The 20819-nt window shown below is 67.8% G+C and carries 13 protein-coding genes; 10 read left to right on the top strand and 3 right to left on the bottom strand.

Annotated features, from left to right (window positions below):
* Positions 1-3: 3 nt before the first annotated feature.
* The gene (locus ACH438_RS33490) at positions 4-318 is read right to left on the bottom strand and encodes a LysR family transcriptional regulator (RefSeq protein WP_397012606.1); all 315 of its coding nucleotides are present in this window, start codon (positions 316-318) and stop codon (positions 4-6) included.
* 110 nt (positions 319-428) lie between these two features.
* Positions 429-1163: a DsbA family protein gene (locus ACH438_RS33485; RefSeq protein WP_397012604.1), complete on the bottom strand. Its 735-nt coding sequence runs from the start codon at positions 1161-1163 to the stop codon at positions 429-431.
* Positions 1164-1410: 247 nt separating this feature from the next.
* Here ACH438_RS33485 and ACH438_RS33480 point away from each other — a divergent pair, with 247 nt between their 5' ends.
* The 10 genes from ACH438_RS33480 (at position 1411) to ACH438_RS33435 (ending at position 19715) form a co-directional block, all read left to right on the top strand.
* Positions 1411-1914 carry a hypothetical protein gene (locus tag ACH438_RS33480; protein WP_397012602.1) on the top strand — a complete coding sequence of 168 codons (504 nt, stop codon included), beginning with the start codon at positions 1411-1413 and terminating at the stop codon, positions 1912-1914.
* A gap of 3 nt (positions 1915-1917) precedes the next feature.
* Positions 1918-2205: a hypothetical protein gene (locus ACH438_RS33475; RefSeq protein ID WP_397012600.1), complete on the top strand. Its 288-nt coding sequence runs from the start codon at positions 1918-1920 to the stop codon at positions 2203-2205.
* Positions 2195-2779, top strand: a complete 585-nt coding sequence (locus tag ACH438_RS33470) for a hypothetical protein (RefSeq protein ID WP_397012598.1) — start codon at positions 2195-2197, stop codon at positions 2777-2779. Before ACH438_RS33475 ends, ACH438_RS33470 begins: the two co-directional genes overlap by 11 nt.
* A gap of 28 nt (positions 2780-2807) precedes the next feature.
* Positions 2808-6221: a hypothetical protein gene (locus ACH438_RS33465; protein WP_397012596.1), complete on the top strand. Its 3414-nt coding sequence runs from the start codon at positions 2808-2810 to the stop codon at positions 6219-6221.
* A gap of 82 nt (positions 6222-6303) precedes the next feature.
* The gene (locus ACH438_RS33460; protein WP_397012594.1) at positions 6304-7527 is read left to right on the top strand and encodes a lipase family protein; all 1224 of its coding nucleotides are present in this window, start codon (positions 6304-6306) and stop codon (positions 7525-7527) included.
* A gap of 40 nt (positions 7528-7567) precedes the next feature.
* Positions 7568-9019, top strand: a complete 1452-nt coding sequence (locus ACH438_RS33455; RefSeq protein WP_397012592.1) for an acyltransferase domain-containing protein — start codon at positions 7568-7570, stop codon at positions 9017-9019.
* A 9-nt stretch (positions 9020-9028) separates the two neighbouring features.
* Complete coding sequence (locus ACH438_RS33450; RefSeq protein ID WP_397012590.1) at positions 9029-14719, top strand: SDR family oxidoreductase; 5691 nt, start codon at positions 9029-9031, stop codon at positions 14717-14719.
* A 1-nt stretch (position 14720) separates the two neighbouring features.
* Positions 14721-16076 (top strand): cytochrome P450, encoded by a 1356-nt coding sequence (locus tag ACH438_RS33445; RefSeq protein ID WP_397012588.1) that lies wholly within the window; start codon positions 14721-14723, stop codon positions 16074-16076.
* Positions 16073-18349, top strand: coding sequence for a KR domain-containing protein (locus ACH438_RS33440; RefSeq protein WP_397012586.1), 2277 nt, complete (start codon positions 16073-16075; stop codon positions 18347-18349). The genes ACH438_RS33445 and ACH438_RS33440 overlap by 4 nt, the downstream gene beginning before the upstream one ends.
* 4 nt (positions 18350-18353) lie before the next feature.
* On the top strand, positions 18354-19715 hold the full coding sequence (locus tag ACH438_RS33435; RefSeq protein WP_397012584.1) for a flavin-containing monooxygenase: 1362 nt from the start codon (positions 18354-18356) through the stop codon (positions 19713-19715).
* On the opposite strand, the gene ACH438_RS33430 is transcribed toward ACH438_RS33435, so the two are convergent.
* A complete protein-coding gene (locus ACH438_RS33430; RefSeq protein ID WP_397012582.1) occupies positions 19703-20818 on the bottom strand; it encodes a hypothetical protein in 1116 nt (371 codons plus the stop codon). The two genes, ACH438_RS33435 and ACH438_RS33430, sit on opposite strands and share 13 nt — an antisense overlap.
* Position 20819 lies beyond the last annotated feature (1 nt).

Genomic DNA, 20819 nt, shown 5'->3' with positions numbered 1-20819 from the left:
CGATCAGCGCACCGGGTGCAGGGCGCCGGCCTGTTTGGTCTGCGCCGTCACCTCCCGCGACACCGTCAGCAGGGTGCGGGAGCCGTCGCGCAGGGTCCGCCCCGCGCGGGTGAGCGAGACCCGCCGGGTGGTGCGCTCGAAAAGCAGGACGCCGAGCTCTCTTTCGAGGCGGCGAATCGAGGTGCTCAATGCCTGCTGCGTGATGTGCAGGCGGCGTGCCGCCTGGGTGAAGCTCAGCTGTTCGGCCACCTCGAGAAACTGCGCCAGCCGGTACAGATTGAGCGGTTCTGCGGCCGTCGGCAGCGGAAGCGATTGCATAGCTACAGATTCGCTGAATGCCATGCTCGAAGCGTATTTCGACCGCGATCCGACCGGGTAGGGGATTACTGGCCGAAAGGGTGCGCTGCCCGGACGTCTCGTCGGATCGCTCAGGTCGTGGCGGCGCGCACGGCGGCGTCGAGCCCTTCGGGGGTCAGGTTCGTGACTGTGGTGGAACCGATTCGGACGGTCGGGACGTGAGTGAGCTTGGCGGCGACCGCTTTCCTGGTCTGCTCGGCCACGAAGGCGCTGTAGCGGTGGGAGGTCACACATTCGGCGAAGGCGGGGGTGGCGGTGAGGCCGGCGCGGGTGGCGCCGGCGATCAGGTCCTGATCACTCGGGCCCGGTGTGCCTTCGGCGGGAACCTGATTCAGCAGTTCGCGCTGCCAGGCCGACCATTTGCTCAGGTCCGCCTCCGCGACGCAGGCCGAGGCATTGGCCGCGCGGCTCGAATAACCGTTGGTGGTGCCGCGATCGCGGATGGCGACCAGGTCGTAGTCGATCGCGATGGCATTGCGGCCGACCAGTGCGTCGAGGGCAGGGCCGGTGACCGACTGGAATGTCTTGCACAGCGGGCATTGTGCGTCCTCGACGATGGTGACCACGACCTTGGCGTCCGGGCTGCCGACGCGGACCATGCCGTCGGCGGTCAGCGTGTTGGGGCCCGCGACCGCGGCGGCGGCCCGGGTCGCGGCCCGCTCGTGATTCTTGATCTGGACGAACAGCCCGGCGACGATCGCCACGGTCAGCATTGTCAGGACCGCGGCCCCGAACAGGCGGCCGGTGGGGCCGACGCGTTGCAGTTGATCCGCTTGGGGGAGACGGATCTTCCGGGTCTTGCGCATGGCTGGTTTCTCCCCTGACTTCCGAGTGCCGCCAAGTTAGCAAACAGTTAGCTATCAAGCAATCGTGTCCAGATGTCAAGTGCTAACCCGAGAATTCTGTGTAAGAAAATCCCGGACCGGAAAGTCTGTACGTGCAAGTTCATCTGGGGTTACAACTCCGACCCGGGTAATCGTCATTGACGCCTGCGGTACATCACTCGACTATGGCCGTGCACCAGCAATCCGACGGCTACTAAGGATGACCCAGATGAATGAACAGGCAACCCTGCACCTGGAGTACCTGTACGGCCCGCAGTGGCAGCACGTCGTCGCGATCGTGGAACGGGCAGCGCAACTCACCGCCGAGGAGCGCGAGCGGTTGAACGCCGCCGCGGGACGCATCGCGGAAACCCAGATGAAGAACCTGCAGAACGTGGCCGCCAATGGCGGCGGCCTCGCCGGTCTGCTGGCCGGCTTCGGCCAGCAGACCACCGGCCAGCCGCTACAGATCGCCACCCAGGTGGCCAAGGGGTTCGGCCGCGCCCGCAATACCCAGATCGCGACCGCGGTTGCGGGCCAGGCCATGTCGCCCGGCGCCGGCGCCGGGGATATCGGCGGCATCCTGCAGTCCCTCGGTGCGCTCGGCGCGGTCACGGTCGTCTCGCAGGCGGTGACCGCCGCGGTGCTGAGCGATCTCGTGGGCCGGGGCGATTTCACGCAGAGCGTCTACGACGACCTCGTGCGGCCCTGGCAGGAAGGCATCGCGGACTGACCGATGAACAGCACCAACCAGGCCGGCCAGTTCCCCACTGGCGGATCGCCGTCATTCACCGATATGTCCGAGCTCAGCGGCGGATCGGTCACCTTCGGTTACGAACAGCAGGATGTGGCCGAACGTCCGGAGGCCGTCGCGCACAACAAGACCGAGCGCCGCGGCCCGATCGGCTGGTGGAATCGGCACAAAATGCTGACCACCGGAGTGGGGTTGGCGGTGGCGGCGAATCTGGCCTTCGTGCCGCTCATCCAGAACGCGGCACTGGTGGTGCTCGGGCATGTTCTCTAGCACCGGAACACGATTCCGGCTCGGCCTCCCGGTCCTGCTCGCGATGGTGATCGCACTGCTCACCGCGTGTGGCGCCGCCGAGGGCGACGCGGGCTCCCGGACGGCAACCACCACGGGAAGGGATTCCGCCAACTGCTCGGGCGGCGCGACCGCCACCAGCAATCTGCAACCGGAAATCCGCCGGCTCACCGACGGTCTGAACGGACTGCAATCGGCTTCCCAGCGAAACGATCTCGACGCGGTCCTGCAGCAACTCGACAGCGCCCGCCAAGCCGCGGACCGGATCGGCGGGGGACTGAGCACGGCGGCCGCCGCCATGAGCACACCGTCATTGATTCGCACCGAATTCGAGAACGCCTCGGCTTCCGGTGCGGGACTGCGCGACACCCTCGACGGACTCCGCGCGGTGCTCACGGGCAACCGCGCGCAAGACGATCAATCGGCGCAGCTGCAGAACTCGGTGACGGCATTCAACACCTCGGTCGAGCGACTCTCGCTGGCCTGCTCGAATCTCTTCTCCGCCTCGACGGTGGAACCGACAACCACGGTTCCACCCAGTCGAATTCATCACTGATCAGTGTTACTTCCTCGAAAGGCGACACGTGCAGTTGAACCATGACTACATACCCGGTCTGAAAACGCGAGTCACCAAGGCCTCGGTGCGAAATCAGAAGAAGGTGATCAGGAACCGGCGCGGGCTCTACGCGGCCGCCGCGTTCGCTTCGGTCGCGACCGCGTCGCTGGGGGTCGGCGGCGCGGCCCATGCCGATACCGCGCCGCCCGCCGAGGGTGGGCTGCTCACTCAGGTCGGGAACGCCGTCGGGACGAATCTCGATCCGGGCGCGCGGTCCCAGTTGGAGTCGGCGCTCAGCGGTGTCGCATCCATCACGGACGGAAGCCCTTTGGCGAACCCCGTCAGCGAATTCGCGGGCGCGGTACGCGGCCCGGCAGGGAACGACGGCCCGCTGATCCGCCAGGCGGCGCAACCGACCGGAGTCGAGAATGAGGGGGTCGCCAGCAATGGCGGCACCGGTCGGGCGCCCGCCGCGGTGGAGGAGATCGCCGGCACCGTCAGCCAGGTCGTGTCCTCGGGACTGGACCTGAAGCAGATCGGCGCCTGGGCCGAGCAAGTGCCGGACGGTCCACTGCGCCAGCCGGTACAGGATCTGCTCGCCTTCGTCTCCGAGGCAACCCAGATGGCGGGCAGTCAGCGCCGCGACAGCCGGGGCACCGTCATCGACGACCTGATCCAGCAGGCGCGGCAGGTCTTCGATTTCCCGCAGGGCGGCGATGATCCGACCAAGGCCCTGCGTGAACTGCTCGAGCCGGTGGCCACCCAGGCCGCGGGCGCCGACTGGTCGCCGGTGCTCGAACACATCGCTCCCGCACTGCGCGAAGCCGCCGCGGGTACAGATATCAAAACTGTTCTGACAGAACACCTTACGCCGTTGTTGCAGTCCGGTCCGCTGGCCGATGCGGTGCGGCCGGTCATCATGCAGTTCGCTCCGGCCCTGCAGGAAGTCGCCCCGACGCTGACCGCGGTCTCCGAGGGGACGCTGCCGGCCAACGCACTGCTCGGTGCGCTGGAACAGGTACTGCGCTCCGGCACGCTGGCGGCCTCGCTCGCGCCGTTCGCCGGATTCCTGGCCCCGGTGCTGAGCGCGGTGGCCGATCCGGGTTCGGCTCTGGGCGCGGCGCTTTCGCCGGTGCGTGACGGGCTGCTGCAGGCGGTGCGCGCCTTGATGCCGACGCAGTTGCACGACACCGCGCTGCCGCTGGTGCTGCCGTTCCTCGCGATTCCGATCTTCGTGGCGATACTGGCCGCGCCGGTGATCGGCATTGTGGTGCTGGGTCTCGCGGCGGCGGCGCTGGCCGCCGTCGTGGTCGGCGCGCTCGTCCTCGGCGGGCTCGCGGTGGCCGCGGTGGTCGGCGCGCTCGTGGTGGGCGCCATCGTGCTCGCGCCGGTGCTGCTGGTGGTGGGAATCATTGCGCTGCCGGTGATTCTGGTGGGCCTGTTCCTCTTCCAGTTCGCGGCGCCGTTCATCCTGGCCGGCCTGCTGGCCACGATCCTGGTGGTCGGCGTCGGCGCCATCCTGGCCGCCGCGGCCGCGCTGGTCATCGGAGTTGTGCTGACCGCGCTGGCCTTCGTCATCGCCGGTATCGCGGCGGTCGTGCTGACCGCGTTGCTGCCGCCGCTGGCGCTGGTCCTGGGGCCGCTGCTGTTCACCGGCGCGCTCGCCGTCCTCGTGATCGGCCTGTTGCTCACTGCCGCAGCCGTTTTCGGGGTGCTGCTGATCGGTGGTCTGGTGTTCGCCGCGCTGGCGGTCGTCACCGGCCTGTTGTCGCTGCTGACGCCGTTCGGTCTGCTGGCCTTGCCAATTCTGGCCGTGCTGGTGGTCGCGGCGGTAATCCTTTTCGCCGCAGTCGGTTTGATCGCCCTGGTGGCGCTGCCGTTGGTGTTCATCGCGGGCCTGGTGCTGCTGGGGATCGCGGCGGGCGTCACGGTGACCTGGTTGCTGCTGCTGGCGCTGGTGGGTCTGGCGCTGGCGTCGGTCGCCGGTGTGATCATGGGCTATCTGGTCGGTTCGGCCGCGAAGCTGCTCGCCATCGGCGGTCTGGTCGTGACGGCACTGGTGCTGGTGTTCGGCACGGTCGCCGCCGCACTGCTGATTCTCGGGTTGCCGATCATCGGCCCGTTCCTGGCGCCGCTGTTCTTCCTGGGCCTGGTCGCGCTGCCGATCGCCTTCGGGTTGTTCCTGATGCTGGGCGGTCTGGCCGCGGGCATCATCGCCACCGTCGCGTGTGTCGCCATCGGGCTCACGCTGATCGCGGGCCTGGCCGCCGCGGTGCTGGTCGGTTCGCTGTTCCTGATGGTGTTGATGCCCTACGCGATTCCGATCATCCTGCTGGCGGACATCGTGTTCGCGGCGGTGGTCGCGGTGACGCTGGGCCTGCTCACCATCGGCGCCACCATCCTGACGCTCATCGAGGGCGGGGCCTTCATGCTGCTGACGGTGGCGGCGGCGGTCATCGCGGTGGGTCTGCTGTTCGTGAGCGGATTCCTGTTGACCGTGGTCGCCTTCGTGGGCTTCGTGCTGGCCGCGCTGTTCCTGCTGGTCTTCTCCCCGCCGCTGTTCGTGCTGGCCTCGCCGCTCATCTTCGGTGCGATCCTGCTCGGCCTGCTGGCCATGATCGCGACCACGATGGTGGCCGCCAGCGTGGTGGCGCTGGGTGTGGCAGCGGCGGTGATCGGCTTCGGAATCGTCTGGGGCCTGGCCGTTCTCGCGTTCGCGGCGACCCTGGTGCTGGTGACGGGCCTGTTCCCGCCGCTGTGGATCGTGTCGATTCCGCTGGCGCTGGCCATTGTCGCGGTGCTGTTCGTGGCGATCGCCGCGGCGGTGGTGCTGGCGCTGGCGGTGACCGCCGCGATCTTCCTGATCGGCAATGCGCTCGCCCTCGTGCTGGGTGTGATCGCGGTGGCGGCCGTGGCGATCGTCGGTGTGGTCGCGGTGGCCTTGGCCGCGGTGCTGTCGATTCCGTACCTGCTGCTCTTCCCGATCGCGGTGTTCGCCTTCCCGGCCGTGGCGCTCGCGCTGCTGGTGCTGCTCTCCCCGGTGCTGGCCATCGCGCTGGCCATCGCGGCGGTGGCGGCGCTGGTGGTGCTGGCCGTGGTCACCTTGGGGCCGTTGGTGATCGGTGGTCTGGCGGGCAGCCTGTTCGTGGTCGGCTGCGTGCTGTTCGTCGGCGCGATCGCACTGGGTCTGCCGCTCACCTTCTCCTGGCCGCTGGTGTTCGTCTCCAAGCAGGTGGACGGCCCGGCGGCGACCGGCGCGGCGCGCACCGGCCGGCGCAATGGCGAACTCACCACCGAGGAGATCGTCGCCGGACTGCAGGACCTGTTGCGGCCCATGCCCGCCGCGGCTCCGGTCGCGGCCGAGGTCCCGACGGTCGGCGCTGGTGTGACCGATGGTCCGGTCCGTGGCTCGGCCAATCGACTGGTGTCCGTCTCACTGTGATCGCCTGATCGCAGTACCGGGGCCGGTCACCCGACGATGTGGGCCGGCCCCGGCTCGTTCTCCGATATTCCGAGGTAAACCGATGATTCGTATCAAGACCCGCGCCGTGCCGAGACTGCTCGCGGCACTGCTGGCCGCGGTGGTGGTGAGCGCGGGAAGCACTGTGGCAGTGGCGAATGCGGTACCGGCGCTCCCCGGCCTGCCGCCGGGACCGGCAGCGGACCCGTTCTACGCGCAGCCGCCATCGTTGACCCAGTACAAGATGGGTGATGTCGTGGACAGCCGCCCGGTGGCGCTGCGTGATATCCCGGCGCGCACGAATCCGACTGCCTGGCAGGTCAAGTACGTGAGTCAGGATACGAACGGCAAGCCCTGGACCACGGTCGCGACGATCATCCGGCCCGAGGGCGGCGCGCAGCTGTCCAAACTGCTGGTCTTCGATCCGTGGATCGACGCGCTGGATACGCGATGCAATCCGTCGTATCAGCTGCGCGCGGGCGCCGGGTTCATGGCGGGTACGGGCATGGTGTCGGAGCTGCCCGATCTCATCGCTCTGCTGGATCGTGGCTACACGATGGTCGTCCCCGACTATCTGGGCCCGGACAATCAGTTCACCGCCGCATATGTGGAGGGCCGCAATACGATCGACGGCGCCCGCGCCGCACTGAATTTCGCCCCGGCGGGTCTGTCGCCGACGACACCGGTGGGCATGTTCGGCTACTCCGGTGGCGCGCGCGGCACCGAATTCGCCGCCGAGCTGGCGCCGGCCTACGCGCCGGAACTGAACCTGGTCGGCGTGGTCGCCATCGGAATCCCGGTGAGCCTGGCGAATTCCGGCCTGCACATGAACAAGAGCCTGTTCACCGGCATCGACGTGTCCTCGGCCTTCGGGCTGGGCCGCGCCTATCCGGAATTGGACGTGCCGGCCATGTTCACCGATCCGGACCTCGGCGACAAGATCGGCAGCGTCTGCAATGCGGAGGCCATGGCCACCTACGCCTTCGCCGACGGCCGCGATATGACCGTCAACCGGATCTGGCCCCTGGACGAGCCGAAGATGGCCGCGGTGGTCGCGTCGATCGTGGCGGGCAAGCTGGGAACACCCAGGGCCCCTTTGTATCTGGGCGTCGGCGCCAATGACGAGGTCGCGCTGCCTCAGGACAATGACGCGCTCGCGGCGGACTACCGCCGGCGCGGCGTGGACCTCACCTACGAGAAGTTCCCCGTGGTGAATCATCCGACCTCCATCGGCGTGGCGGCGCTGCCGTCGATGGAATGGCTGGCCGCTCGTCTCGACCACGCCTAGCAACTCGATCCGAACTGGCAAGAAATCTCGAGAGGTTTTCATGACTGTACGAAAGAGCGTCGCGCTTTTCCCCGGGCAAGGCGCGTATTTCGCGGGCGCTCTGGTTGCCGTGCAGGACTATCCGGAAATCCAGGATATTCTGCGCGAGATCGACGAAGTGGCACAGCGGCTGGCGGGCGAGACGGTCTCGGAACTGTTGTTCTCCGCGGACGCCCCGGCCATCGACGAACTCCTGGAATCGAATCCGGACCTGCTGCAGCTGGCCATCTACAGCACGTCGGTGGTCGCCCATCGCGTACTGCTGTCGCGCGGACTGCATCCGGATGTGCTGGCGGGCCACAGTTTCGGTGAGATCGCCGCACTGGTCTGCGCGGGCGCGTTCTCCGTGGGCACCGGCGCGGAGATCGTCTGGCATCGCAGTGCCGCCCTGCGCGCGGCCGGTGAGCTGGACGGCTATCTGCTCGCGGTGAGCACCGATGTCGGCAGATCCGAACAGATCCTGCGGCTGGTGGGCGATCCGGAAGCCGTTGTCGCCGTGGAGAATCACGAGGGGCAGACGGTGCTCGCGGGTCCGCGCGCCTCGATCGATACCGCGGGCGCGGTGGCGAGTGCGCTCGGAATCGGTGCGGTGTCGTTGAAAGCGCCGTACCCGTTCCACAGCCCGCTACTGCGTGATGCGGCGTTCGATTTCGCCGCCCGGACCCGGCACATTCCGCAGCGCCGGATCGAGGTCGAGGTCTACTCGCCGATCCTGGGCCGTGCGTATCGCGACACCGACAAGCTGACGGCGGTGCTGGCGGGGCATTTGACGCGGCGGGTGAGCTTCGCCTCCGCGCTGCGGGCGCTGCAGCGCGGCGGCGCGAATACCTTCGTCGAATGCGGTTCCCTCGATACCTTGTCCAAGATCGCCCGCCACGTCCTCGGCGACGGGCCGGAAATCATCCCGCTCTTGCTGCCCGGCTCGACCTTGCCGGAAGCCCTTGCCACACAGGGAAATGCGGGTGCCGCAGTCGTGCGCCCGCGCGATGCGCTGCGATCGGCGCTGGCTCCCAGGCTGTCCGCGGGCGAGTTCGAGCGACTGTGGAAGACCTGCGTCGAGCACATCGTGCAATTCACCATGAGCGAGTTCGCCCCGGCCGCGCCCCCGGTGGACGAGGCGCCACCGGTCCGCATCGAGACGCTGCCCGCCCCGGTCCCGGAACCCGCGCTGCCCGCCGTGCCCGTCGAAACGCCGGTGCTCGCCGGAGTTCCGCAGCGCGACCAGCTCTTTCAAGAGCTGGTGTTCATCTACGCCGACGCCCTCGAGTACCCGCCGGAAGTCTTCGACGAGGACACCGACCTCGAAGCGGAACTGGGCGTGGACTCGGTGAAACAGACCGAACTGCTGCGCCGGATCGGGGAGACCTATCGGCTCGGACCGCTGCCGACCGACTTCAAGATCGGGGAGCACAACACCCTCGGCCGCATCGCAGACATGATCACCGCGGCCTAGGCGACAGCGATGACAGCAAGATTCGAGGGCAGGATCGCGCTGGTCACCGGTGGCGCGCGGAACGTGGGCCGCGCCATCGCGCTGCGCCTGGCGGCCGACGGCGCACTGGTGATCATCAACCACTTCCGCTCGCCGGCCGCGGCACGCGCGACCAAGGCCGAGATCGAGGCCGCGGGCGGCCGGGCGCACATCATCCGCGCCTCGGTGGCGGACGCGGCGCAGCGGAACCGGATGTTCGAGGAGATCGCCCGCGAGTTCGGCGCCCTGGACATTCTGGTGAACAATGCCGCCGACGGCCGCCTCGCCGCCAATGCGGAGGTCGAGGAGGCGATGATCGACCGGGCGATCGAGACGAATCTCAAAGGCGGACTGGCCTGTGCGCGCCTCGCGCTGCCGCTGATGAAGCATCGACCAGGCGCGAGCATCGTGAACGTGTCCACACTCGGGGGCGGACAATTCGTGATGGCCGACTATCTGGCCTGTGGCCCGGCCAAGGCCGCGGTCGAGGCCATGACCCGTTATCTGGCCGTGGAGTTCGCCGAATTCGGCATCCGGGTGAACACCGCGGCCGCCGGCATGCTGGAAAGCCCGGTGGCGGATCAATTTCCGCAGGCCGAGGCCAGACAGCACGCCACGATCGCCGCGACGCCCATGCATCGGCTCGGCACGCCCGAGGAGTTCGCCGCGATCATCGCCTTCCTGGCCTCACCGGATGCGAGCTGGGTGACCGGCCAACTCCTGCTCGCCGACGGCGGCCTGTCCACCGGCGCCGCACTGCTGTCACCGCCGCTCGAAACAGTCGTCGAGGATGCCGAAGACGCCATCGCCATTGTCGGCATGGGGATCACGGTGTCGGGAGCCAATGACCCGGACGAATTCTGGGCCGAGCTCATCAACGGTGATGATCGCTTCCTGCATGTACCGCCGGAGCGCTGGGACAACAGCAGCTTCCATTCGCCGGACCGCGAGGCCGAAGACAAGTCCTACTCCGAGCATTCGGCCTTCATCACCGAATTCGTCCCGCATCCGGCCTTGGCCGCGGAACTCGCCGCCGCCGGGAAGACACCGGCCGAGGTCGAGTCCACCACCCTGTGGCTGCGCAATTCGCTGTGGCAGGCCATGGATTCGGTGGCCCGGCGCCCTTCGGACAGGTTCGGCTTCCTGGTCGGTTACACAGCCGACGGCAATCAGCACGCCGAGGAGGCCACGGTTGTCGCGGGCATCGTGCAGCGCGCGCGAAAGGCATTGCTGGAGCGCGGGATCGACGATCCCGAAGCCAAGCTGGCGGCGATCGAAGCCCGGCTCCGCGCACGGTACCCACGCAGCGCCATCGACCCGGATCGCGTGTTCCCGCATCAGGTGGGCGCGGGCGCGATGGCCGGTGTACTCCCCGCCGACACCGAGATGATGATGGTCGACACCGCCTGCTCATCCTCGTTGTACGCCGTGGACCTCGGGATCAAGGGCCTGCTCGAAGGCCGCCACGATATCGCGGTCTGCGGCGGCGCTTTCGCGGTGGGCCCACGCGGCTCGGTGCTCTTCGCGAAGCTGAACGGCCTGTCGCAACGCGGCGAAGTGCGCAGTTTCGACAAGACCAGCGATGGCGTGCTGTTCTCCGACGGCGCGGCCACGGTCGTGCTGAAGACGGTGCGCCGCGCGCGGGCCGACGGCGATCGAATCCTCGGTGTCGTCAAGGGCTTCGGCGCGTCCTCCGACGGCAAGGGCAAGGCCATCTACGCGCCCAATGCCGCCGGTCAGCAACTGGCCATCCGGCGCGTGCAGGCGCAGCCGCAGATGGCGGGGGTGATCCCGGACTGGGTGGTGGCGCATGCGACGGGCACTCCGGCGGGGGATACCGCCGAGTTCACGACCTTGCGGACCACCATGGCGGGCACCGAACCGGTGCGGGTGACATCGAACAAGTCGGTCATCGGCCATACGGGCTGGGCGGCCGGGACCGCGTCGCTGATCCAGGTGCTGCTCGGGTTCGACCGTGAACTGATTCCCGCACAGCACCGATTCGACCAGGCCCCACCGGAATTCATGATCGATGCCAGCAATGTAGAAATCCCCAAGACCGCGGTGCGCTGGCCCGTGGATCGGCGCAAGCCGCGCATTGCGGCGGTGTCCGGCTTCGGCTTCGGCGGCACCAACGCCCATCTGGTGGTCGAGGAACCACCGGCGGCCGGTCAGCGAGTCGCCACGCAGTCAACCGGCGCGAAGCCGACCGACGCCGGACGGCTGGCCGTGGTGGCGGTCGCCACTCGTCTACCCGGTGCAGGCGATCCGGAAGAATGGCTTGCCGCAACGGATCCCGCGACCACCTTCGGTGACCGGTACCCGCTGCCGACCATCGACGAGGTCAAACTGCCGCCCGGCCTGATGCGATCGATCGACCGCTGCCAGCTGATGATCCTCGCCTGCGCCCGTTCCCTGCACAGTCGGCTCGGCGACTTCTGGACCGCGAACCAAGCCGAAACCGGCGTCATAGTCGGGCATTTCGGTGAGACCCGCAATGCCACCCTGTACGCGGCGCGCTGCTATCTCGACGATGTCGCCACCACCCTGCGAGCCGATCCGCACCTGGCCGACGGACCGTGGCTGGAGCAGATGCTGGCCGATATCGCGGCCGACATTCGTGAACTCGTCCCGCCCGCCACAGAGAACACCTTCCCGGGCCTCATGCCGAACGTCATTCCCGCCCGAGTCGCGAACTACTTCGGCCTCAATGGTCTGAACATGACCGTGGACACCGGCTTCACCTCCGCGCTCACCGCGATCGACGTGGCCGCGCGCTACCTCCGCACCGGTGAGCTGCGAATGGCATTGGTGGGCGGGATAAACGGCAACACCACCGCCGAGCACCGGGCGCTGCTCGGCGAGCTGCTGCCTCCTGAAGCGGCGATCGCGGAGGGCGCGTTCCTGCTGGCCTTGACCACCGAAGACACGGCGGCACAGGCGGGACTACAAGTTCTCGGCTTCCTGGATCCCGTCGCCGCGGACATCGAGGGTGAAGTCGAATGTGGTGCCCGCAATGCCACCGGGCGTGCGAACTTTCTGGGCGGCGAGGGCGCATTCGGCATTCTGTCGGCGCTGCGATCGGTCGCCGTCGGCAGGTCCACAGTGGTGCGGTGCCATGGTGAGGACGGCGCACCGGATGCCGCGATTCGTATTACCGGGCCGGACATGCCCGTCGAGTTGCCCTCCACCGTGGCCACTCGCGTCGACAGTCATGCATGGGGGCTGGAGCCGGAACCGGGTGTGGCGGTTCGCCCGCCGATCGGCTTTCTCCCCGATGCGCCGACCCTGCTGCTGGTCGAGGATCCCGCACTGTTGCACGGTATTGCGCTGCCCGACCGGACCACTGTGCTCTCGCTGCATCCCGGCACGGGCGCGTTCCACGTGCCCGAGGTGACCGCGGAGGCGATTGCCCAGATACTCGAACAGTGCGACGGCCGGTCCGAGATCCGCCATGTGCGCCTGATCGCCGATGTATCCGCTGACGTTTGCGCCGAACGCACCGACGCGCTGCGCGCCTTGCACGATCTGTGGTTCCTGGTGTCCCAACAGCGTTCGAACGCACTGGCCGAGCCCGATGCGTCCACGGTGGCCCTGCTGCTCCGCGGGCTCGACGGCACCACGCCCCGCCCGTACGTGGGCCTGTTCACCGGGGCGATCAAGGTCGCCGCGCTCGAATGGCCGCACAGCACCACCTTCGCCCTCATCACCGATGGCGATCTCGCGGCGGGCAGCGCGGCCGCGGCGGACGAGTCGATGCTGGCCCGTCCCCTGCCGATCGCCTACTACTCGGACGGCATCCGCTACCGCAGCGCGCTGACCGTACTGGACCAGGAACCGGACGAAACCGCACGCCTGGACCGTAATTCGGTCGTCGTCGCGGCCGGCGGCGGCCGCGGCATCACCGCCGAGCTGCTGGTGGCCGTTGCCCGCCGATTCGGGGGCCGGTTCTACATCCTCGGCAGCAGCGAACTCGGTGCGGTGCCGCCGCGCTACCTCGGACTCGGCGATACCGAATTCGCCACGGCGAAAAGGGAATACATCCGGCAACGGCTGACCGAGGATCCCACGGCGAAACCGCGGGAGCTGAACGCCGAGTTCGAGCGAATCGGCCACGCGCGCACGACGATCCGGAACCTGCGCCGCATGCGGGAGGCCGGCGCCACCGTCGAGTACCTCGCCTGCGATATCGGCGACGCCGCGGCGGTGCGGCGGGCGATGGACATCGTCCACGCCGCGGCGGGCCGGATCGACCTGTTGATCAACGCGGCGGGCCTGAATCGGTCGGCGCGGATCGCGGCGAAGGATTTCGCCGAATTCCGTCGTATTCGCGATATCAAGCTGCTGGGCTACACCAATCTGGCTGCGGCACTGGCCGATCGCCCGCCGCGCCGCTGGTGCAACTTCGGTTCACTGCTCGGCGTCACCGGCCAGGTCGGTGAGGTGGACTATGCCGCGGCCAATGACTTCCTGGGCACCGCGGCGCTGGCGGCCGTTGGCCGCGACGAGTTCACCATCGGCTGGACGCTGTGGGGTGAAGTCGGTCTCGGCGCGAACGAACTGACCAAGTCCTACTTCGATCAGTCCGGCCAGTACTCGAACATGCCCACCGACGAGGGCGTGCACCATTTCATCCAGCAATTGCAGGCGATCCGCCGCAGCCCATACGTCGCACACCTCGGGATCGCGGAATACGGCGCGGTGGACGCCTTGCTCCCCGGTTTCCTCGGGCCGACCCCGCGTCCGTTCTATCTGGATCGCCGGGTGGATTCCGGTGTCACGGAAGGTCGTTCATGGGCCGTCTTCGAGCGATCGTTCGACCTGCACCGCGACGGCTACCTGGCCGATCACCGCGTCGGCGGCGTGCCGACCTTGCCCGGCTCGTTCGTCGCGGAAATGGCATTGGAAGCGGCCTCGGCGCTGGTCCCGGTACGGCGGGCATATGCCCTGGAGGACTTGGCCTTCCACCACTTCCTCAAGCTGCACTCATCGGATCGCCCCGTACACAAACGGATTAGCGCCGAGGTGCTGGAGGACGACACCGACCTCGGCGAGGTGCGAGTGGCTGTCGAGGTGACCGGTGATGTGATCGCGCCGAATGGCACCGTACTGGTGCGGGATCGGGTGCATTTCAGCGCCGTCGTCCTGATGGCGCCCGTACTGCCCGCGGCTCCCCGGTGGCAGCCCTGGTATCCGGCGGCGGAACAGCCCGTCGTGGATCCCTACCATCGGGACGGCTCACCGGTGCCGCTGACCGGCGTCTTCGAATCGACTTCCGGCACCCGCCTGCACCCGCTGGGGAAGCGTTCGACCTACAGTCTGCGGCTGGCCCCCGGCGATCCGGTGTTCTCCCGCTTCCGCATTCCGGTCATCCTGCTCGATGGTCTGTTGCGGACCGGTGTGCTGTCCGCCGGTGACGCCGCGGGTTTCGTGCCGATCGCGGCGCCTTTGCGGATCGCGCGGCTGGATCTGTACGAGCACACCAATGACGCGCTCGTCGCGGCCTCCGGCCCGGTCGACCTGTACGCCATGGTCGCCGGTTCGGACAACTTGTTCGTGGCCGCCCGCCCGGATGGGCGAACCATCCTGTCGCTGCGCGGCCTCGACTGGACCACCACCGGCTACCTGCACCCCGCCACCGGCGAATTCGCCGCACCGGGCACAGGGAAAGGGGCCGAGTGAAATGGCCACCATCGATATCGGCGCCCCGCACCGCATGCCGCCGGGACCGCGCGGCGCGCACCGGATTCCGGAGCACGTCAAGGCACTGCGCACCAATGGCCCCGGCTTGTTCGAAGCCCTGCGCCGTACCTACGGCGACACCGTCCGCCTGCCGCTGGGCCTGCTGACGGCCACCCTCGTCTTCCATCCGGACGGCATCAAGCATGTGCTGCAGGACAACAACGCCAACTACATCCGCGGCAAGGGCTACGAACGCTTCAAGATCTTCATGGGCAACGGCCTGCTGACCACCGACGGCGAGGCCTGGCGCGAGCGACGGCGAACGGTGAATCCGCTGTTCCACCGCACGGCCATAGACGCCATGGTCGACACGATGGTCTCGGTGACCGCCGAGGTGCTCGACGACTGGGAGCGCCGCGGACCCCGCGGATACACCGCCGATGTGATCCCGCAGATGATGCGAATCACCCTGGGCGCCTTGGGCCGCATCATGTTCGACACGGACCTGGACCGCGACCGCCATCGCGTCGGCACGGCCATGGACACCGCCATCGAGGCCATGGTCTTCCGCGGCACCGTGCCGGAACTACTGCCCCCGTGGCTACCGTTCCCGTCCAACCGGCGCACCGACCGCGCCCGCGACACCCTGTACGAGGTGGTCGGCCGGATCATCGACGCACACCGCACCGGCGCGCACGCCGACCGCCCGGATCTCGTCAACCTCCTGCTGGCGTCCTCGACCGACGAGGAGGTACGCGACGAACTGATGACAATCTTCATGGCCGGCCACGAAACCACCGGAACCGGCCTGGCCTGGGCACTGTACGAACTGGCGAATTCCCCTGACGCACAACAACAACTGCGCGAGGAAGCCCGCCGCGTGTTCGGCGGCCGCAACCCGGTCACCGCGGATCTGGCCGAGCTCACCTACACCAAGCAGGTGGTCGACGAGGCGTTGCGCCTGCACCCGCCGATCTGGATCTATCCACGCGCCGCAGTGTCCGACGACGAGATCGCGGGCTGGCACGTGCCGGCCGGTGAATGCGTCTTCCTGAGTCCATTCGTGACACAACGACATCCGGACCTGTGGGTCGAGCCCACGCGTTTCGATCCCGGCCGCTTCACCGCGAGCGCCGTACGGAATCACCCGAAGTACGCCTTCTTTCCCTTCGGCGGAGGTCAGCGTAAATGCGTAGGCGAGTCGATGGCTACGACCCAGATGTACCTCACACTGGCAATGCTGTTGTCCCGCTTCACGATCCGCCCCGTGCCCGCCACCGACGTCACCCTGTCGACGGCGGTGTCGCTGCGCCCGGTCGGCGGCATCACGCTGCGCCTCACGCCGAGGAACCCATGACACTGACGTCCGGCCCCGACATTCGGGCCGACCGTTCCGTGCTGCCGGTGCAGCGATTCGTCTGGCGGCCCATGGAACTCGAGCCACTGCCCGCCGAGCCGAGCCCTCAGTTGCTCGGCCGCCGGATCGCGGTACTGGGCGGGAGCGAGGCGTCGGTGGATCGGGTGATGGTGGCCCTGCGCGCGGGCGGCGCGGCACCCTTGCGACTGGCCCCACCGCAGACCGGCGGCGATGCTGCGGACTTCTATCGAGCCGTCTGCCCCATCGACGGCATCATCGATCTGAATCACGAACGCCCCCTGAGCCTTTCCGAGTCCGGCGACTGGGAGGCGCAACTACTCCAGACGATCGAGCTGCTGCAGCAGTGCTATCCCGACTGGCGGGCCGAAACCGGCAGCGAGCGCCTGTTCTACCTCGCGGTGACCCGCCTCGACGGCCGGCACGGATACGCCGGTGGCCGCATCGCCCAGCCACTGGGCGGGCTGTGGGCCGGCCTGGCCAAGGGCCTGCCACGCGAGTTCGACACCGTGAACATCCGGGTACTGGACTTTCCCGCGCACCGCCTAGCGATCGAGCCCCTCGACGACGAGATGGCCGATGTGATCTGCCGTGAGCTGTATCGATGGGGCTACTTCGAGATAGGCCATGACGCGGGCCGCCGCTACACCCTGGTGGCCGATCGCGCGGACGTGCCACCACCGTCCGTGGACCTCGGGCCCGGCGATGTGGTCGTGATGTCCGGCGGCGGCCGCGGGATCGGCTTCGAGTTGGCCCGCCGCCTTTGTCAGCGGCACGGCTGCCGCGTGATCATCTCCGGCACCAGCCCACTGCCGGATCCCGCCGATCCGATCGCCCAGCTGCCGGACCGGGACTTCCGGGAGTATCGCGACCGCAGGCTGATCGAGGCCGCCCGCCAGCACACGCTCCGGCAGACCCGCGCGGAGCTGTCTCGTCTGGAGCGAAGTCGCCGGCTCGTCGCACGACTGGATGCCGCGCGAGCCGACGGACTCGACCTCGTCTACCACCACTGCGATGTCACCGATCCGGCCCAGGTGCGCGCACTGCTGGCCGCCGCCGGGCCGAAGCTGGCCGGTGTGATCCACAATGCGGGCGTCGATACCCCGGTCCGGCTGCCCGCCAAGTCACCGCAGGCCATCCGCCACACCGTCGGGGTCAAGGTGACCGGCCTCCTGAATCTCCTTGCCGCACTGGCCGATCACCCGCCGATTCGCTTCTTCAGCACCGCGGGCTCACTCGCCGGCCGTTGGGGCGGGATGGTGGGACAGCTCGAGTACGGCGCCGCCAATGACGCCCTGAGCCGGATCGGCCTGTGGGCCGCCGCGGAAGGATCCGATCGTATTCCGGTCGCCACCATGTGCTGGCCGACCTGGGAGCGGCTGGGCATCATCACCAATTACGAAGCGACCCTGGCCTATATGTCGGCCATGCGGGTCGAAGAGGGCCTGCACCACTGGGAGGACGAGATCCTGGCGGGTACCGCCGGCGAATTCACCTTCGTCGGGGAATTCGGCCGGGCCTGGCTGCCGTCGCTCTTGCGCGGATACCACCCGGCCGCGGACCTCGCCGGGCTCGACCGGCTCGCGGCTCGGCTGTTGTTCCTGGGCACGCCGATCCGATTCGCCGCCGGTGCGATGCTGGAGATCGACCTGGATATCAGCCCGGATACGTTCCCCGCCTGTCTCGATTTCCGGGTGGACGGCAGCCCGGCCGTCCCGCTCAGCGTGCTGCTCGAATTCATGCGCTCCCTGGGCGATTGGGTCCAGCCCGACGGCGTCGAGCAACGGCTGTCCGGCATGCACGACATCCGGATCGACCTGACTGCCATCGGTGTCGACGATCCGGGCGCGCGGCTCCGGGCCACCGCTGAAGGCCGATGGGGCGCGGACGGGGCCTGGGAGGTCGTCGTGCGCGTCCGGCGTGGCGGCGTCCCGGTCGCGAGGACGACCCTCCGCTACGGCAACGGAATCGAAACACGCACCACATCAGCCGATCTCGCCATCGAGGCCGAGAGCAAGCCGGCGCGCCCGGTGCGGCGATTGCAGTGGAGCGGTCACCGCATGCGCGATCTGGTGCTGGACGCGCCGGCGCCCCGGCCGGACCTGCCGCTCGACGAGCTGGAGACGCGGCTTCGGGACGCCTACGTGCGGCAAGCGCTCGACTCGGTGCGCTACCTGACCATCGACTCGATCGAATACGCCCGGGACAGCGATACAGAGCCGGAAGTCCATGAAATCCGCTATGGGAAAGGATGATTCGATGAGTGCCACGCACATCGATCGCTACTGCGTGATCGGCGCGGGCGCAGCGGGCCTGACCGCGGCCAAGAACCTCCTGGAATACGGCATCCCGGTCGACGTGATCGAACGCGCCTCCGATGTCGGCGGCACCTGGAATCTGGACTGCCCGACCAGCGCGGCCTACCCGTCCATCCACCTGATCACCTCGAAACCGTTCATCCGCTACACGGATTTCCCGATCCCGGACGAGTACCCGACCTACCTCGGCCAGCGCCACATCATGTCCTACCTGCGCGCCTACGCCGACCATTTCGGCGTGCGCGCGCATATCGAGTTCGACAGCTCGGTCGAATCGGTGCATCGGGTCGACGGCGGCCCGGAATGGATCGTCCGGATCCTCACACCCGAAGGCGTTTCCGAGCGCAGGTACGGGGGAGTGGTCATCGCGAACGGCCACAACTGGTCCCCGCGGCAGCCGCATTTGCCGGGCGTCTTCGACGGCCTGTCGATGCACTCCGCCGAATACCGCGGCCCGGAAGCCTTGCGCGGCAAGCGGGTACTGGTCATCGGCGCGGGCACCTCGGGCTGCGATATCGCCGTGGAATCCTGCCAGACCGCCGCCGCCGAGACCTTCCTGAGCGTGCGGCGCGGCAACTACATCTGGCCCAAGTACATGTTCGGCCTGCCCACCGACGCCTACTACGAGCTCATCCTGAAGTCCCGCATGCCGCGCCCACTGGTGCGCGCCTTCGGAAAACCCTTGCTGCGCATGAACAGTGCGGGCAATCCGGCCCGCTACGGCCTACCGCGGCCGCGCCACAAGCTGCTCGAAGAGCATTTCGTCATGAACTCGACCCTGCTCTACCATCTCGGGCACGGCGAGATCGGCGTCAAGCCGGAGCCCACCCGACTATGCGGTGATCGTGTGCGTTTCGCCGACGGCTCCACCGAGAAGATCGATGTCATCGTCTACGCCACCGGCTACCGGCAGGCCGAATTCCCGTTCATCGACCGCAAGTACCTGAACTGGACCGACGGCCCCATCCCGGAATTGCACCTGCATGCCTTCCACCCCGAGTACGACAACCTGTTCGTCATCGGATACTTCCAAACCTCCACCGGCACTTGGCCGATCATGGATTACCAGTCCCAGATCATGGCCAGATACCTGTACCTGCGCCGGATCGACCCGCAGCGCGTGGCGCGGTTCCGTCAGGCGAAGGCGAATCCGATCCACGGTGCGAAGTTGAACGGCGGCATCGACTTCTACCGTTCGGAACGACATTGGCTGCAGGTCGAGCACGTGTCCTACCGGGAGCGGCTGCGCAAGCTGGCCGCGCAGCTGGCGGTGGACCCGCCGTCCGCCGTTCAGCCGGGGTAGACGCCGGCGACGAAAGCGCCCTTGGTGGTGTACTTCCGCAACGGTTGCAGCGTCGAGGTGTCGTAGGCGACGACCGAGGCGTCCAGATCCGCCAGGTTCCACATGAACGGATCCCACGCCTGCTGCTTGGCATGGAACCACCCGGCCAGCGGGCTGAAGTAGATCAGCGGCGCGCCATCGGACACCGTCGACAGGTACGCGGTCTTCCCGTCCCCGGAGAATCCCGCGTACACCGCCGCACCGTCGGAGGCGAAGCGGTTCAGCTCGTCACCGGTCTGCGCGTCGAGCACGATCACCTGATCGGAGTTGTAGAGACAGACCCACAACTGGCGACCGTCGGGGGTGATGGTCGCCGAGATCGGTTCGGACCAGAGATCCATGAAGACGGTCTTGCGTACCGTCCAGCTCGGCACATCGACGAAAGTGACTCCGGCCCAGAAGTTGACCGTGTAGAGGGTGTTGCCGTCCACGGACAGCGCACCCCAGCCCGGCGTGGTCCCGTTGAGGAAGATCGGCGGCGCTTGGACCGCGCCGGTGACGGCGTCGTATTTCGTCAGCGTGCCGGCCGCGGCCATCACATAGATCGAGGAGCCGTCCGGGGAGACCTCGATGTGTGCGGGCCCGGGCGGCAACAGGATCGGTATCGTCCGGATGACCTCGAGGGTCCGGGTGTCGATCACCTGCGTCATGGACAGCGCCGTGGGCACGAACAGATACCGTGCGTCGCGCGAGAGAATGATGGTCGCGTACGGCGCACCGAGCGTCGGAATGCGTTTGACGACAGTGCCGCTCGGCATATCGATCACCGACACGTTCCAGGTGAAGGGATTGCCCGGGCCGAAGTTGCCGACGAACATGCGCGAGCCGTCGGGCAGCGCCTTGATGACCATGGGATGGTCGCCGACATTCCGTACTTCCTGTTGCACGGTCAGCGTTTCCGGATCCAGTTTCAGCACCGATCCGACACCGTAGTTCGGGATCCAGATCGGTCCGCCGGACCCGGTGGAGGACCCGGATATCGAGGGATTCGCCCGGGCGATACCGGAGGTACCGAGTGCGGCGGTCGCACAGAGGGCGGCGAGCATGGTTCTGCGTCGGATCAAA

Origin of the sequence: Nocardia sp. NPDC020380 (assembly GCF_044386975.1) — a bacterium.
Lineage (GTDB): Bacteria > Actinomycetota > Actinomycetes > Mycobacteriales > Mycobacteriaceae > Nocardia.
This window is presented reverse-complemented; position numbering and strand designations above follow the sequence as displayed.

Bases quoted from the DNA above. Each gene is read 5' to 3' on its own strand.
- ACH438_RS33450 (WP_397012590.1), top strand. From the start codon at position 9,029: ATGACAGCAAGATTCGAGGGCAGGATCGCGCTGGTCACCGGTGGCGCG.
- ACH438_RS33440 (WP_397012586.1), top strand. From the start codon at position 16,073: ATGACACTGACGTCCGGCCCCGACATTCGGGCCGACCGTTCCGTGCTG.
- ACH438_RS33435 (WP_397012584.1), top strand. From the start codon at position 18,354: ATGAGTGCCACGCACATCGATCGCTACTGCGTGATCGGCGCGGGCGCA.
- ACH438_RS33460 (WP_397012594.1), top strand. From the start codon at position 6,304: ATGATTCGTATCAAGACCCGCGCCGTGCCGAGACTGCTCGCGGCACTG.
- ACH438_RS33445 (WP_397012588.1), top strand. From the start codon at position 14,721: ATGGCCACCATCGATATCGGCGCCCCGCACCGCATGCCGCCGGGACCG.
- ACH438_RS33485 (WP_397012604.1), bottom strand. From the start codon at position 1,163: ATGCGCAAGACCCGGAAGATCCGTCTCCCCCAAGCGGATCAACTGCAA.
- ACH438_RS33490 (WP_397012606.1), bottom strand. From the start codon at position 318: ATGCAATCGCTTCCGCTGCCGACGGCCGCAGAACCGCTCAATCTGTAC.
- ACH438_RS33475 (WP_397012600.1), top strand. From the start codon at position 1,918: ATGAACAGCACCAACCAGGCCGGCCAGTTCCCCACTGGCGGATCGCCG.
- ACH438_RS33480 (WP_397012602.1), top strand. From the start codon at position 1,411: ATGAATGAACAGGCAACCCTGCACCTGGAGTACCTGTACGGCCCGCAG.
- ACH438_RS33470 (WP_397012598.1), top strand. From the start codon at position 2,195: ATGTTCTCTAGCACCGGAACACGATTCCGGCTCGGCCTCCCGGTCCTG.
- ACH438_RS33455 (WP_397012592.1), top strand. From the start codon at position 7,568: ATGACTGTACGAAAGAGCGTCGCGCTTTTCCCCGGGCAAGGCGCGTAT.